Origin of the sequence: Kitasatospora sp. NPDC056800 (assembly GCF_042789775.1) — a bacterium.
Classification (GTDB): domain Bacteria; phylum Actinomycetota; class Actinomycetes; order Streptomycetales; family Streptomycetaceae; genus Kitasatospora.
Map to the genome: position 1 here is coordinate 1 of NZ_JBHUAL010000239.1, position 14,331 is coordinate 14,331.

The 14,331-nt window shown below is 69.4% G+C and carries 9 protein-coding genes and 1 tRNA gene; all 10 read right to left on the minus strand.

The window, feature by feature from the left end; translation table 11 throughout:
- Positions 1 to 30 precede the first annotated feature (30 nt).
- Positions 31 to 104 (minus strand) — tRNA-Met (locus ACFRQN_RS35565).
- A gap of 190 nt (positions 105 to 294) precedes the next feature.
- Positions 295 to 4,188 carry a DNA-directed RNA polymerase subunit beta' gene (locus ACFRQN_RS35570; protein ID WP_074003974.1) on the minus strand — a complete coding sequence of 1,298 codons (3,894 nt, stop codon included), beginning with the start codon at positions 4,186 to 4,188 and terminating at the stop codon, positions 295 to 297.
- 98 nt (positions 4,189 to 4,286) lie between these two features.
- On the minus strand, positions 4,287 to 7,763 hold the full coding sequence (gene rpoB / locus ACFRQN_RS35575; protein WP_074003975.1) for a DNA-directed RNA polymerase subunit beta: 3,477 nt from the start codon (positions 7,761 to 7,763) through the stop codon (positions 4,287 to 4,289).
- Positions 7,764 to 8,462: 699 nt separating this feature from the next.
- The gene (rplL, locus tag ACFRQN_RS35580; protein WP_198959424.1) at positions 8,463 to 8,846 is read right to left on the minus strand and encodes a 50S ribosomal protein L7/L12; all 384 of its coding nucleotides are present in this window, start codon (positions 8,844 to 8,846) and stop codon (positions 8,463 to 8,465) included.
- An 85-nt stretch (positions 8,847 to 8,931) separates the two neighbouring features.
- Entirely contained in the window at positions 8,932 to 9,495 is a 564-nt protein-coding gene (rplJ, locus tag ACFRQN_RS35585) for a 50S ribosomal protein L10 (protein ID WP_045693068.1), read from the minus strand.
- 383 nt (positions 9,496 to 9,878) lie between these two features.
- The gene (locus tag ACFRQN_RS35590; RefSeq protein WP_049651980.1) at positions 9,879 to 10,757 is read right to left on the minus strand and encodes a hypothetical protein; all 879 of its coding nucleotides are present in this window, start codon (positions 10,755 to 10,757) and stop codon (positions 9,879 to 9,881) included.
- Positions 10,758 to 10,920: 163 nt separating this feature from the next.
- Positions 10,921 to 11,838 carry a hypothetical protein gene (locus ACFRQN_RS35595; protein ID WP_380744643.1) on the minus strand — a complete coding sequence of 306 codons (918 nt, stop codon included), beginning with the start codon at positions 11,836 to 11,838 and terminating at the stop codon, positions 10,921 to 10,923.
- Between the two features lie 104 nt (positions 11,839 to 11,942).
- Positions 11,943 to 12,722, minus strand: a complete 780-nt coding sequence (locus ACFRQN_RS35600; RefSeq protein ID WP_049651982.1) for a hypothetical protein — start codon at positions 12,720 to 12,722, stop codon at positions 11,943 to 11,945.
- 234 nt (positions 12,723 to 12,956) lie between these two features.
- Positions 12,957 to 13,679: a 50S ribosomal protein L1 gene (gene rplA, locus ACFRQN_RS35605; protein ID WP_049651983.1), complete on the minus strand. Its 723-nt coding sequence runs from the start codon at positions 13,677 to 13,679 to the stop codon at positions 12,957 to 12,959.
- 77 nt (positions 13,680 to 13,756) lie between these two features.
- Positions 13,757 to 14,191 (minus strand): 50S ribosomal protein L11, encoded by a 435-nt coding sequence (gene rplK, locus ACFRQN_RS35610; protein ID WP_049651984.1) that lies wholly within the window; start codon positions 14,189 to 14,191, stop codon positions 13,757 to 13,759.
- Between the last annotated feature and the right edge of the window lie 140 nt (positions 14,192 to 14,331).

The window sequence follows — 14,331 nt, forward strand, 5'->3', positions numbered from 1 at the left end:
GGCTTGATGCCTCCGGGCCCTTCTTCTTTGTAGCGGGGACAGGATTTGAACCTGCGACCTCTGGGTTATGAGCCCAGCGAGCTACCGAGCTGCTCCACCCCGCGTCGGTAAACACGACTCTACGCGACTTCCGCCGAATGACCTAATCGGCTTCCGTCCGCCCCCTGAAGGCTCCCCGCCGCCCCCGGCGGGTCCGGCTGCCCGGCCCGCCCCGAAGGCCCCTGACGGCCCCCGGGAACGCCGCAGGGCGGCCACCCCGTGAGGGGTGACCGCCCTGCGTCAGTGACGCGCGACTCAGCCGGTGTACGGGCCGTAGTCGTAGTCGTCCAGCGGGACCGCCTGGCCGGAGCCGGCGCCGAAGGGCGACAGGTCGTAGTCGTCGTAGCCGACGGCCGAGTACATCGCGGCCTTGGCCTCCTCGGTCGGCTCGACCCGGATGTTGCGGTAGCGGGGCAGACCCGTACCGGCCGGGATGAGCTTACCGAGGATGACGTTCTCCTTGAGGCCCAGCAGCGGGTCCGACTTGGCGTGGATCGCCGCGTCGGTGAGGACCCGGGTCGTCTCCTGGAAGGAGGCGGCCGACAGCCAGGACTCGGTGGCCAGCGAGGCCTTGGTGATACCCATCAGCTGCGGACGGCCGGAGGCGGGGTGACCGCCCTCGGCGACGACGCGGCGGTTCTCCTGCTCGAAGCGACCGCGCTCGACCAGCTCGCCGGGCAGCAGCTCGGCGTCGCCCGACTCGATGATCGTCACGCGGCGGAGCATCTGCCGGATGATGATCTCGATGTGCTTGTCGTGGATCGACACACCCTGCGAGTTGTAGACCTTCTGGACCTCGGCGACCAGGTGGACCTGGACGGCACGCTGGCCCATGATGCGCAGGACGTCGTGCGGGTTGGTGGCACCCATGGTCAGCTTCTGGCCGACCTCGACCGCCTCGCCCTCGCTGACCAGCAGCTTCACGCGCTTCGAGACCGGGTAGGCGATCTCGTCGCTGCCGTCGTCCGGGGTGACGACCAGCTTGCGGGTCTTCTCGGTGTCCTCGATGCGGACCCGGCCCTGCGCCTCCGAGATCGGGGCCACACCCTTGGGGGTACGGGCCTCGAAGAGCTCGACGACACGCGGCAGACCCTGGGTGATGTCGTCACCGGCCACACCACCGGTGTGGAAGGTACGCATGGTCAGCTGGGTACCGGGCTCACCGATGGACTGGGCGGCGATGATGCCGACCGCCTCACCGATGTCGACCAGCTTGCCGGTGGCCAGCGAGCGCCCGTAGCACATGGCGCAGGTGCCGACGGCCGACTCACAGGTCAGGATCGAGCGGGTCTTGACCTCGCCGATGCCGTGGCGGATCAGCTCGTCGATCAGGACGTCGCCGAGGTCCGTGTTGGCGGTGGCGAGGAGCTTGCCGTCCACCGTGATGTCCTCGGCCAGCATGCGGGCGTAGACGCTGGTCTCGACGTCGTCGGCCTTGCGCAGCACGCCGTCCGGGCCCACGGAGCCGATCGCCAGCTTCAGGCCGCGCTCGGTGCCGCAGTCCTCCTCGCGAATGATGACGTCCTGGGAGACGTCGACCAGACGACGGGTGAGGTAGCCGGAGTCGGCGGTACGGAGGGCGGTGTCGGCCAGACCCTTACGGGCACCGTGGGTGGAGATGAAGTACTCCAGCACGGACAGACCCTCACGGAACGACGCCTTGATGGGTCGCGGGATGGTCTCGTTCTTGGCGTTCGACACCAGACCACGCATACCGGCGATCTGGCGCATCTGCATCATGTTTCCACGAGCACCCGAGTCGACCATCATGAAGATGGGGTTCGTCTTCGGGAAGTTCTCGTTCATGGCCTCGGCGACCTCGTTGGTCGCCTGGGTCCAGATGCCGATGAGCTCCTGCTTGCGCTCGTCGTTGGTGATCAGGCCGCGCTCGTACTGACGCTGGACCTTCTCCGCCTTCGCCTCGTAGCCCTCCAGGATCTGGGGCTTGTTCGGCGGGACGACGACGTCCGAGATCGAGACGGTGACACCCGAGCGGGTCGACCAGTGGAAGCCGGCCGCCTTCAGGTTGTCCAGCGTCGCCGCGACGACGACCTTGGGGTAGCGCTCCGCCAGGTCGTTGACGATCGCGGAGAGCTGCTTCTTGCCCACCTCGTAGTCGACGAACGGGTAGTCCTCGGGCAGCAGCTCGTTGAAGAGCGCGCGGCCCAGGGTGGTGGTCAGGCGGAACGGCTCGCCGTCGAACCAGCCGGACTGGCCCTCCTCGTCCACCGGCGGGGTCCAGCCGCGCGGCGGGACGGTGCCGGCCGGCAGGCGCAGCTCGATCGGGGCCTGGACGTCCAGGTCGCGGGCGTCGAAGGCCATGATCGCCTCGGCGGTCGACGAGAAGGTGCGGCCGGCGCCCTTCACGTTGTCGCGGTCCGAGGTCAGGAAGAACAGACCGAGCACCATGTCCTGGGTCGGCATGGTGACGGGGCGACCGTCGGCCGGCTTCAGGATGTTGTTCGAGGACAGCATCAGGATGCGGGCCTCGGCCTGCGCCTCCGCGGAGAGCGGCAGGTGGACGGCCATCTGGTCACCGTCGAAGTCCGCGTTGAACGCGGTGCAGACGAGCGGGTGGATCTGGATGGCCTTGCCCTCGACCAGCTGCGGCTCGAAGGCCTGGATGCCGAGGCGGTGCAGGGTGGGCGCACGGTTCAGCAGGACCGGGTGCTCGGCGATGACCTCTTCGAGGACGTCCCACACGACCGGACGGGCGCGCTCGACCATGCGCTTGGCCGACTTGATGTTCTGCGCGTGGTTCAGGTCCACCAGGCGCTTCATCACGAACGGCTTGAAGAGCTCCAGCGCCATGGCCTTCGGCAGACCGCACTGGTGCAGCTTGAGCTGCGGGCCGACGACGATGACCGAACGGGCCGAGTAGTCGACTCGCTTGCCGAGGAGGTTCTGACGGAAACGACCCTGCTTGCCCTTCAGCATGTCGCTGAGGGACTTCAGCGGGCGGTTGCCCGGGCCGGTGACCGGACGGCCGCGGCGGCCGTTGTCGAACAGCGCGTCGACGGCCTCCTGGAGCATGCGCTTCTCGTTGTTCACGATGATCTCGGGGGCACCGAGGTCGAGCAGGCGCTTCAGGCGGTTGTTGCGGTTGATGACGCGGCGGTACAGGTCGTTCAGGTCGGAGGTCGCGAAGCGGCCACCGTCCAGCTGCACCATCGGACGCAGGTCCGGCGGGATGACCGGGACGCAGTCCAGCACCATGCCGTTGGGCTTGTTGGTGGTCTGCAGGAACGCGGAGACGACCTTGAGGCGCTTGAGCGCACGGGTCTTCTTCTGGCCCTTGCCGGTGCGGATGATCTCGCGCAGGCGCTCGGACTCCTCCGCCAGGTCGAAGGTCTCGAGGCGGTCCTTGAGGGCCGCCGCGCCCATCGAGCCGGAGAAGTAGGTGCCGAAGCGGTCGCGCAGCTCGCGGTAGAGCAGCTCGTCGCCCTCGAGGTCCTGGACCTTGAGGTTCTTGAAGCGGGCCCACACCTCGTCGAGGCGGTCGAGCTCGCGCTGCGCGCGGTCGCGCAGCTGCTTCATCTCGCGCTCGGCGCCCTCGCGCACCTTGCGGCGCACGTCGGCCTTGGCGCCCTCGGCCTCCAGCTCGGCCAGGTCGGTCTCGGCCTTCTTGGCGCGGGCCTCGAGGTCGGAGTCGCGGCGGTTCTCGATCTGCTGGCGCTCGACCGAGACGTGCGCCTCCAGGGACGGCAGGTCGCGCTGGCGGCGCTCGTCGTCGACCCAGGTGATCATGTAGGCGGCGAAGTAGATGACCTTCTCGAGGTCCTTCGGCGCCAGGTCCAGCAGGTAGCCCAGGCGGGACGGCACGCCCTTGAAGTACCAGATGTGGGTGACCGGGGCGGCCAGCTCGATGTGGCCCATCCGCTCACGGCGCACCTTGGCGCGGGTCACCTCGACGCCGCAGCGCTCGCAGATGATGCCCTTGAAGCGGACGCGCTTGTACTTACCGCAGTAGCACTCCCAGTCCCGGGTGGGGCCGAAGATCTTCTCGCAGAAGAGCCCGTCCTTTTCCGGCTTCAGGGTGCGGTAGTTGATGGTCTCCGGCTTCTTGACCTCGCCGTGCGACCACTGGCGGATGTCGTCGGCGGTGGCCAGGCCGATGCGGAGCTCGTCGAAGAAGTTGACGTCAAGCACTGGTCGTCAAGCCCTCTTTCGTAAGTCGAGAGTCGTTCATGTGGTCTGAGGGGGGCCTGGGGGCGGGCCGGCCGCTGCTGCGGCCGGCCCAACCTCCGTCAGACCTCTTCGACGCTGCTGGGCTCGCGCCGGGACAGGTCGATGCCGAGCTCCTCGGCGGCGCGGAACACGTCCTCGTCGGAGTCCCGCATCTCGATGGACTGGCCGTCCGAGGACAGCACCTCCACGTTGAGGCAGAGCGACTGCATTTCCTTGATGAGGACCTTGAAGGACTCGGGAATGCCGGGCTCGGGGATGTTCTCGCCCTTGACGATGGCCTCGTAGACCTTCACGCGGCCGAGGACGTCGTCGGACTTGATGGTGAGCAGCTCCTGGAGCGCGTAGGCGGCGCCGTACGCCTCGAGGGCCCACACCTCCATCTCACCGAAGCGCTGACCACCGAACTGCGCCTTACCACCGAGCGGCTGCTGGGTGATCATCGAGTACGGACCGGTCGAGCGGGCGTGCAGCTTGTCGTCGACCAGGTGGTGCAGCTTGAGGATGTACATGTAGCCGACCGAGACCGGCATCGGGAACGGCTCGCCGGAGCGGCCGTCGAACAGCCGGGCCTTGCCGGTGGAGTTCACCAGGCGCTCACCGTCACGGGTGAGGGTGGTGTTGTCCAGCAGGCCGGTGATCTCGTCCTCGCGGGCGCCGTCGAAGACCGGGGTGGCGAGGTTGGTGCCGCCCTCGACCGTGTCGGCGCCGATCGCCTGGAGGCGCTGGGCCCACTCGTCGGCGAGGCCGGAGACGTCCCAGCCCTGCTTGGCGAGCCACCCGAGGTGGATCTCCAGGACCTGTCCCGGGTTCATTCGGGACGGGACACCCAGCGGGTTGAGGATGATGTCGACCGGGGTGCCGTCCTCCAGGAACGGCATGTCCTCGACCGGCAGGATCTTCGAGATGACGCCCTTGTTGCCGTGACGGCCGGCGAGCTTGTCACCGTTGGTGATCTTGCGCTTCTGGGCCACGTAGACGCGGACCAGCTGGTTGACGCCCGGGGGCAGCTCGTCGCCCTCTTCGCGGTCGAAGACGCGGACGCCGATGACCTTGCCGGACTCACCGTGCGGCACCTTCAGCGAGGTGTCGCGGACCTCACGGGCCTTCTCGCCGAAGATCGCGCGGAGCAGGCGCTCCTCCGGGGTCAGCTCGGTCTCGCCCTTGGGCGTGACCTTGCCGACCAGGATGTCGCCGGTGACGACGTCGGCGCCGATGCGGATGATGCCGCGCTCGTCGAGGTCGGCCAGGACCTCCTCGGAGACGTTCGGGATGTCCCGGGTGATCTCCTCGGGGCCGAGCTTGGTGTCACGGGCGTCGACCTCGTGCTCCTCGATGTGGATCGAGGAGAGGACGTCGTCCTGCACGAGGCGCTGCGACAGGATGATCGCGTCCTCGTAGTTGTGACCCTCCCACGACATGAACGCCACGAGCAGGTTCTTGCCGAGGGCCATCTCGCCCTCGTCGGTGCACGGGCCGTCGGCCAGCACCTGGTTGACCTCGACCCGGGCGCCCTCGTCCACGAGCACCTTCTGGTTGAAGGCGGTGCCCTGGTTGGAGCGGGTGAACTTGGCGGCGCGGTACGTGGTGTACGTGCCGTCGTCGTTGGCCACGGTGACGTAGTCGGCCGAGACCTCCTGGACGACACCGGCCTTCTCGGCGGTGATGACGTCCGCGGCGTCGACGGCGCAGCGGTACTCCATGCCGGTACCGACCAGCGGGGCCTCGCTCTTCAGCAGCGGCACCGCCTGGCGCATCATGTTCGAGCCCATGAGCGCGCGGTTGGCGTCGTCGTGCTCGAGGAACGGGATCATGGCGGTCGCGACCGACACCATCTGGCGCGGCGAGACGTCCATGTAGTCGATCTCGGAGCCCGGGATGTAGTCGATCTCGCCGCCACGGCGGCGGACCAGGACACGCGGCTCGGCGAAGTGCAGGTCCGCGGTCAGCGGGGCGTTCGCCTGGGCGATGACGTAGCGGTCCTCCTCGTCGGCCGTCAGGTAGTCGACCTTCTCGGTGACCACACCGTCGACGACCTTGCGGTACGGCGTCTCGATGAAGCCGAACGCGTTGACCCGGCCGTACGAGGCCAGCGAGCCGATCAGACCGATGTTCGGGCCTTCGGGCGTCTCGATCGGACACATGCGGCCGTAGTGCGAGGGGTGCACGTCACGGACCTCGAAGCCGGCGCGCTCACGGGAGAGACCGCCGGGGCCGAGCGCGGACAGACGACGCTTGTGGGTCAGGCCCGACAGCGGGTTCGTCTGGTCCATGAACTGCGACAGCTGGCTGGTGCCGAAGAACTCCTTGATGGAGGCGACGACCGGCCGGATGTTGATCAGGGTCTGCGGCGTGATCGCCTCGACGTCCTGGGTGGTCATGCGCTCGCGCACGACGCGCTCCATACGGGCGAGACCCGTACGGACCTGGTTCTGGATGAGCTCGCCGACGTTGCGCAGGCGGCGGTTGCCGAAGTGGTCGATGTCGTCGACCTCGACCACGATGTCGCGGCCCTCGTCGTCACGCCACTCGGTCTCGCCCGCGTGCAGCTTCACCAGGTACTTGATCGCACCGATGATGTCGGGCTCGGTGAGCACGCCGGAGTCCAGCGACTCGGCGTTGCCCAGCTTGCGGTTGACCTTGTAACGGCCGACCTTCGCGAGGTCGTAGCGCTTCGGGTTGAAGTAGAGGTTCTCCAGAAGCGTCTGCGCGGCCTCGCGCGTGGGCGGCTCGCCCGGGCGCAGCTTGCGGTAGATGTCCAGCAGCGCGTCGTCCTGGCCCTGGGTGTGGTCCTTCTCCAGGGTGGCGCGCATCGACTCGTACTCGCCGAACTCCTCGAGAATCATCTCGTTGGTCCAGCCGAGCGCCTTGAGCAGCACGGTGACGGACTGCTTGCGCTTGCGGTCGATGCGGACGCCGACCATGTCGCGCTTGTCGATCTCCATCTCCAGCCAGGCACCACGCGAGGGGATGACCTTGCAGGAGTAGATGTCCTTGTCGGACACCTTGTCCAGGGTGGAGTCGAAGTACACACCCGGGGAGCGGACCAGCTGCGACACGACGACACGCTCGGTGCCGTTGATCACGAACGTGCCCTTGTGGGTCATGAGCGGGAAGTCGCCCATGAAGACCGTCTGAGACTTGATCTCACCGGTCTCGTTGTTGGTGAACTCGGCGGTGACGAAGAGCGGGGCCGCGAACGTGAAGTCGCGGTCCTTGCACTCGTCAATGGAGTTCTTCGGCGGCTCGAAACGGTGGTCGCGGAAGGTCAGCGACATCGACCCGCTGAAGTCCTCGATCGGGGAGATCTCCTCGAAGATCTCCTCCAGACCGGACTTCGTGGGGACGTCCTGACCACTCTCCAGGGCCGCCTCGACCCGGGACTTCCAGGCCGCGTTGCCGAGCAGCCAGTCAAAGCTCTCGGTCTGCAGGGCCAGGAGGTTGGGGACCTCGAGGGGCTCCTTGATCTTCGCGAACGAGACGCGGAGCGGGGCGGTGGATGCGGCGGAATTGTTCGAGGCGTTGCGCGGCGCGGCCAAGAGGGGGGTCCTTCCGAGGGCTCGGAGCTCACTACGCGCGTACCAGCCGGGCCTTCACGGGCTTGGTCCCGCCTCCTCGCCACTGGCCTCCGCCGGGATCGAAGTCCCAGGTCAGAGCCGCTTTGCGGAGGCGATGCCAGACCCCTTCAGGGCAACGCAAACTCCGGGCGACGAGTCACGGAGCAGCTAACAGGCAGCGCAAAGGGACAGTGTAGCCAATGGCCACACTGCTGTCCAGCTCTGATTCGGAGACCGAATCGGAGACTCCTCCCGGTAGCCGGCGAGCGCGGACGCCCACCGGGTACTGCTCTAACTCACGTGGAGTCATTTCCCGCCGGAGCCACTGGTTATGCATCCAGTAGCGGACCAACCGGGCGGACTCGCGCCTTGAGAATCGCGCGCCCCGCCGGGTTCGTCAAGGGCCCGCCGACGGTGCGGGCCTCGACCGGTCTATCGACCGCGACCCCCTCGGCGTTACAGAAGCCGTGGTGGGGCCGCCCTCGACGACGGTGATCACCATACCGTCCGGCACCGACGGTGCCGAGTGGGCGTTCGGCCACACCGGTGGACCGGGCCGGCCGGGGGCGGCGGAACGGGGCCCCGCGCCCGGCCCAGGGGCCCGGGAACGCGAAAAAGCCGGGCCGACCACCCGCAAGGGTGATCGGCCCGGCTTCAGGCCCCCTCAGAGGGGGCGAGAAGTCACTTGACGGTGACCTTGGCGCCGGCACCCTCGAGGGCGGCCTTGGCCTTCTCGGCAACGTCCTTGGCAACCTTCTCCAGGACCTTGGCACCAGCGGTGTCAACGAGGTCCTTGGCCTCCTTCAGGCCGAGGGAGGTCAGGGTGCGCACCTCCTTGATGACCTGGATCTTCTTGTCGCCGGCACCATCGAGGATGACGTCGAACTCGTCCTGCTCCTCGACGGCCTCAACGGCGGCCGGGCCACCGGCGGCGGCAACGGCGACCGGGGCGGCAGCGGTGACGTCGAACTTCTCCTCGAAGGCCTTCACGAAGGCAGCGAGCTCGATGAGGGTGAGCTCCTCGAACTGCGCGAGCAGCTCGTCCTGGGTCAGCTTCGCCATGATGGCGTCCTTCCACTAAATCGGCAGGTGGTGCCGTATGTACGGGTTGGGCGGGCACGGGCCCGCAGCGAGGCGTGAGCCTGCCGAATTACTCGGCGGCCGCGTCCTCGGCGGCGGGAGCCGGCGTACCGGCACCGCCCTGCTCGACCTTGTCGCGCAGCGCGTCCACAGTGCGGACGAGCTTCGACGGCAGGGCCTGGAAGAGCGCGGCAGCCTGGGACTGCTTGGCCTTCAGGGCACCCGCCAGCTTGGCGAGCAGCACCTCGCGGGACTCGAGGTCCGCGAGCTTCTTGATCTCATCGGCGGACAGCGCCTTACCGTCAAGGACACCGCCCTTGATGATGAGAGCGGGGTTCTCCTTGGCGAAGTCACGCAGAGCCTTCGCCGACTCCACCGGGTCACCGGTGACGAAGGCGACAGCCGTCGGACCGTTGAACAGGTCGTCGAGCTCCGTGATCCCGACCTCATTGGCCGCAATCTTGGTCAGCGTGTTCTTCACCACGGCGTACTCGGCGTTGTCGCCGAGCGAGCGACGCAGGGTCTTGACCTGCTTCACCGAGAGACCGCGGTACTCGGTCAGCAGCGCCGCGGAGGAGCCACGGAACTTGTCCGTGATCTCGGCGACGGCGGCAGCCTTGTCGGGCCTGGCCATAGGCTTACGCCTCCTTCCGTGATGTCGAAGTCGGGCCGACCGCAAAAGTCGACCTGGGTCGCCGCGGACCGACTGGAGGGAAGGAAAGCTCCTGCGAAAACGCAATGAGCCCCGGTGCGCAGGCGCACGGGGCTCGTGACGACCTCGACGGGCGATCGCGCGAACGCGGACCCGGAAGTCGAAGCTCCAGACACACCTGCGCGGGCTGCCTGCGACGAAGCGCAGATCCTTCGGCCACCGATCCCTGACGGGCGCGGCGACAACCAGCGGTCTTTGGCTTCGGCAACAGTAACCGGAGCCCCTCACCAGGTGCAAATCGCCCTCGGACGGGGCATCCCCCGGGGTCGCCGCGGCACGGTCCGGCGGTTCAACGGGCCGTCGGCTCAGCGGGCCAGCGGGGAGACCGTCCGGACGCCGGTGTCCACGGTGTCCGACTCGGCCGGGGCCTGCGCCGAGAGCAGCGCCCCGGCGAGGTCGGTGTAGAGCACCGAGTCGTCCTGCCGGCCGCTGTCCCCGGTGCCGGTCCGCTGGAGCCGGACCAGCTGGTCCTTGTCGTTGAGCCAGAGGTCCAGGGTGAGCGAGGCCGAGCCGCCGGGCGAGAGCGCGGCCCGCAGGCCGTCCCGGCGGGCCGCGGTCAGCTGGGCCTGGGCGGCCGCGTACTTCTCGGCGGTGGTGGCGACCCGGTAGTGCTCGACGGTCGAGTCCTCGAACTTCTCCTCGCCGACGAAGACCGGGTCCGTCCCCTCGGCGGTGGCCGCGGTCAGCGCCTCGACCGGGTTCAGCAGGTCGATCAGCCCGGCGTACGGGACCTCCTTGTGGCCGTCCGCGTCCGGCGGGACGGTGAAGCGCTCCCAGTGCCGGCCGCCCTGCCTGGCCGCGGTGGCGGCGTCCCCGCCCTGGTAGGCGACGGTGTCCACGACGATCAGCTGCTCGGCCTCGGCGGGGGTGGAGCGCTTGATCTGGAGCGCGGTCTTGGGCTGCCAGAACAGCGGGCCGGACCCGGCGTCCGGGCCGAGCCGGTAGCTGACCTTGGCCCGGCGGGCGGTCTGCATGGCCAGCTGGGCGGAGAGCAGCACCCCGTGCGGCGAGCGGTCGGTGGGCTTGGCCTGGGCGCTCGGGGAGGCGGTGGACGGCGAGGCGCTGCTCAGGCTCGGGCTGCCGGACGGCGTGGCGGACGTCTCCCCGCCCCCGCCGCACCCGCTCAGCCCGCTGGTCAGCAGGGCGACGACGGCCACCGCCGCCAAGCGCTGCCGTGCCGCCATCGTCCGTTCCCCTCTCGCCCGCCCCCGTCCGACGGCGGCCCCGTTCCGGCCACCTTGCCACCCGTCTCCGACCGGCCCGGTGGCGGCCCCCCTCGGGCGGGCGGGTCCACCGGGTCGGCCGAGCCCGGACCGGCGCCGGGGCTCCGGTCCGGGACGGCGGGGATCAGCTGCCGGCGGCGGCCTTCTGGAGGTCGGCGAGGTCGATGTAGTCCACCGGGGTGGCGGCGATCACCGGGGTGCCGTAGTCCGAGTAGCTGACGGAGACGTTCACCGCGCCGACCTTGCTCTCGGCCTGCTCGGTCCGCTTGACCACGAGCTTGTCGGCGTCGACCCAGACGTCGACCTGCTCGCTGGCGATGCCGGCCGCGTCCAGGCCCTTCTTGATCCGGTCGGCCTGCGCCTGGGTGATGCCCTGGGTGGAGGCGATGGCCAGGTCCGCGGCGCTGATCACGCCGGAGTAGTGGGTGGTCGCCTTGCCGTTCACCGTCTCCGGGCCGACCTCGGTGACCTTGCCGCCGGCGATCAGCGTCCGGACGCCCTGCACCGGGTCCGCGCTCTGCAGCTGGTCGGTCGCACCGCCGGAGGCCTTGGCCATGTCGGCCATGGTGTAGCGCACCCAGCGCGGGCCGCTGTTCTGCAGCAGCTCCCCGCCGAGGCCCAGGAACACCGCGTCCTTGGTGTACAGGTAGTGCGCCTTCGGCCCGCCGGTGATCGGCGCCAGGACCTTGCCCAGCGGGGAGCCCGACAGGTCCATCGCGAGGTCGGCCTCCAGGCCGTCGGCCCAGGACAGCGCGCCCTGGCCCTTCACGGTGATCTCGCCGACCTGGATCAGCTCGTCGACCTTCGCCGACTTGGCCGCACCGGTCTTCTGGGTGACCTGCTCCAGGAAGACCGCCGGGCTGACCTTCTCCGGCTTCGCGCCGGTCGGGGCGGCGGCCGACGGGGTGGCCGGGGCGGCGGCCGTGGTCGGCGCGGCCGGGGCGGCGTTCTTGTCCGCCGACTTGTCGTTGTCGCACGCGGTCGCGGTCAGCGCCAGGGCGGCGAGGACGACGGTGACGGCGGCCTTGCGGGTTCCAGCCATGACTTCCCCCCTCGAAGAGCTGATTGTCAGCTCTTCTCATGCGTTTCTCATCCGGACTCTAACGGATCGCCGGAAGCCCCACGCGCCGGATATCCGCTCCCCCGTCACCCGCCGGCGGCGGGCGTCGCGTCCGCCGCTCCGGGAGCCGAGACATCGGTCGTGGTGACCGTGGTTCCCGCGCTCCCCCGGACCGTCTCGCGCAGCCGCAGCAGCTGCATGCCGGGGCCGACCCAGACGTCGTAGCCGATCGCCGTCACCCCGTGCCGCTGGTACCAGTCCAGCGTGGCGGCCCGCCGCTGCGGGCTCAACTCGTCGTCCTTGCCGAACAGTTCGGCCACCGGCGCGGAGCCCCGGTAGTGCGCCACGGTCACCCCGGCCAGCTGCTCGCCGCCGAGCGAGGTGAGCTTGACGCCCTGCGCGACCTCGTACGCCCGGCTGCCCGGGTTGGTGATCAGCGCGGTCGTCCAGCCGCCCGCGAAGCCCTCCGGGTCGGGGCCCGCCGCGGGGTCGACCGACTCGGCGGTGCTCCGCTCCGCGTGCTTGGCCGCGCCGCCCTGGTAGACGAGGTCGAGCGCGCCGTCCTTCACGGTCAGCCGTCCGGTGCCCAGCTCGTCGGTGACGGCCAGCCCGGCCTCGTCCGCGGCGCCCCAGACCAGGGAGCCGCTCGCGGTGCGCCGGCCGGCCGGGCCCTCCTGGACCACGTCGATCCGGGCGCCGCCGGCGTCGTCCAGCCCCTGCGCGGCCGAGAGCACCACCTGCTTGGGCGGCACCGGCGCGGGGCCCCCGGGGGTGCGGGTGGTCGGGACGGCCAGCAGGCTGCACCCGGTGGTGGTGAGCAGCAGCAGGGCCGCCACGAGAACGGTGGGGCGAGGGGCGGGCAGCACGGCACACTCCGGCGGTCACAGGTGCTCCACATGGTCTGACCGGCAGAGCGTACGACGGTTCGGCCCGTCGTTCCCATCCGCCGGTGTCCCGATCCGGCAACCGTTGCGGCCCGTCGGCCCGACCGGCCCGCGCCGGGCCCCGTACCGGCTCCTTCCCCGGGAACGACGGCGGGCCCGCACCCCCGGTGAAGGGGGTACGGGCCCGTCGTACGGACTGCTCTAGAGCACTGGGGCTCAGACCGCGGCCGGGTCCTCCTCGGCGAGGAGGTTGCGGGTGCGGTTCGGGTCCACCAGGACGCCGGGGCCCATGGTGGTCGAGAACGCGGTCTTCTTGATGTAGCGGCCCTTGGCGGCGGACGGCTTGGCGCGGAGCACCTCGTCCAGCGCGGCGGCGTAGTTCTCGACCAGCTGCTCGTCGGTGAAGGAGGCCTTACCGATGATGAAGTGCAGGTTCGAGTGCTTGTCGACGCGGAACTCGATCTTGCCGCCCTTGATCTCGTTCACGGCCTTGGCCACGTCCGGGGTCACGGTGCCGGTCTTCGGGTTCGGCATCAGGCCACGGGGACCGAGCACGCGGCCGAGGCGGCCGACCTTGCCCATGAGGTCCGGGGTGGCGACGACGGCGTCGAAGTCGAGGCGGCCCTTGGCGACCTCGTCGATGAGCTCGTCGGAGCCGACGATGTCGGCGCCCGCAGCACGCGCGGCCTCGGCACGCTCGCCGGTCGCGAAGACCAGGACCCGAGCGGTCTTACCGGTGCCGTGCGGGAGGATCACGGTGCTGCGGACCATCTGGTCGGCCTTGCGCGGGTCGACGCCCAGACGCATGGCGACCTCGACGGTGCCGTCGAACTTGGTGGTGCTGGTCGCCTTGGCGAGGCGGACGGCCTCGAGGGGGGCGTAAAGGCGCTCGCGGTCGACCTGGGCGTCCGCGGCCTTCAGGGCCTTGCTGCGCTTCATGGCTGCTCCTGAATGATGAATGGAGTTGTGGTGTCACGGGCCTGCGCGGGCCCTACCACAGGGGACGAGAAGGGAACTCAGCCCTCGACGGTGATGCCCATCGACCGGGCGGTGCCGGCGATGATCTTCTCCGCGGCGTCCAGGTCGTTGGCGTTCAGGTCGGGCATCTTGGTCGTGGCGATGTCGCGGACCTGGGCGCTGGTGAGCTTGGCGACCTTGGTCTTGTGCGGCTCGCTGGAGCCCTTGTCGACACCCGCGGCCTTCAGGATGAGGCGCGCGGCCGGCGGCGTCTTCGTGATGAAGGTGAAGGAACGGTCCTCGTAGACCGTGATCTCCACCGGCACGATCATGCCGCGCTGCGACTCGGTCGCAGCGTTGTAGGCCTTGCAGAACTCCATGATGTTGACGCCGTGCTGGCCCAGCGCGGGGCCGACCGGCGGCGCCGGGTTGGCCGCACCGGCGTTGATCTGGAGCTTGATAAGCCCCGTGACCTTCTTCTTCTTGGGAGGCATGTCTCTCCGGGTCCTTCCGAGAGGTGATTGCTGGTGCGTGCGAAACCGGGGCGACACCCGGCCGCCAGCACACACATCGGACCAGGCTAACGCGTCAGCGCCGCTGGACCAAAACGGGTTCGGGGCGGAGGCTCCTCGCC

Coding starts and splice junctions, on each gene's coding strand:
- rplK (WP_049651984.1), bottom strand. CDS start 14,191: ATGCCTCCCAAGAAGAAGAAGGTCACGGGGCTTATCAAGCTCCAGATC.
- rplJ (WP_045693068.1), bottom strand. CDS start 9,495: ATGGCCAGGCCCGACAAGGCTGCCGCCGTCGCCGAGATCACGGACAAG.
- ACFRQN_RS35590 (WP_049651980.1), bottom strand. CDS start 10,757: ATGGCGGCACGGCAGCGCTTGGCGGCGGTGGCCGTCGTCGCCCTGCTG.
- ACFRQN_RS35595 (WP_380744643.1), bottom strand. CDS start 11,838: ATGGCTGGAACCCGCAAGGCCGCCGTCACCGTCGTCCTCGCCGCCCTG.
- rplA (WP_049651983.1), bottom strand. CDS start 13,679: ATGAAGCGCAGCAAGGCCCTGAAGGCCGCGGACGCCCAGGTCGACCGC.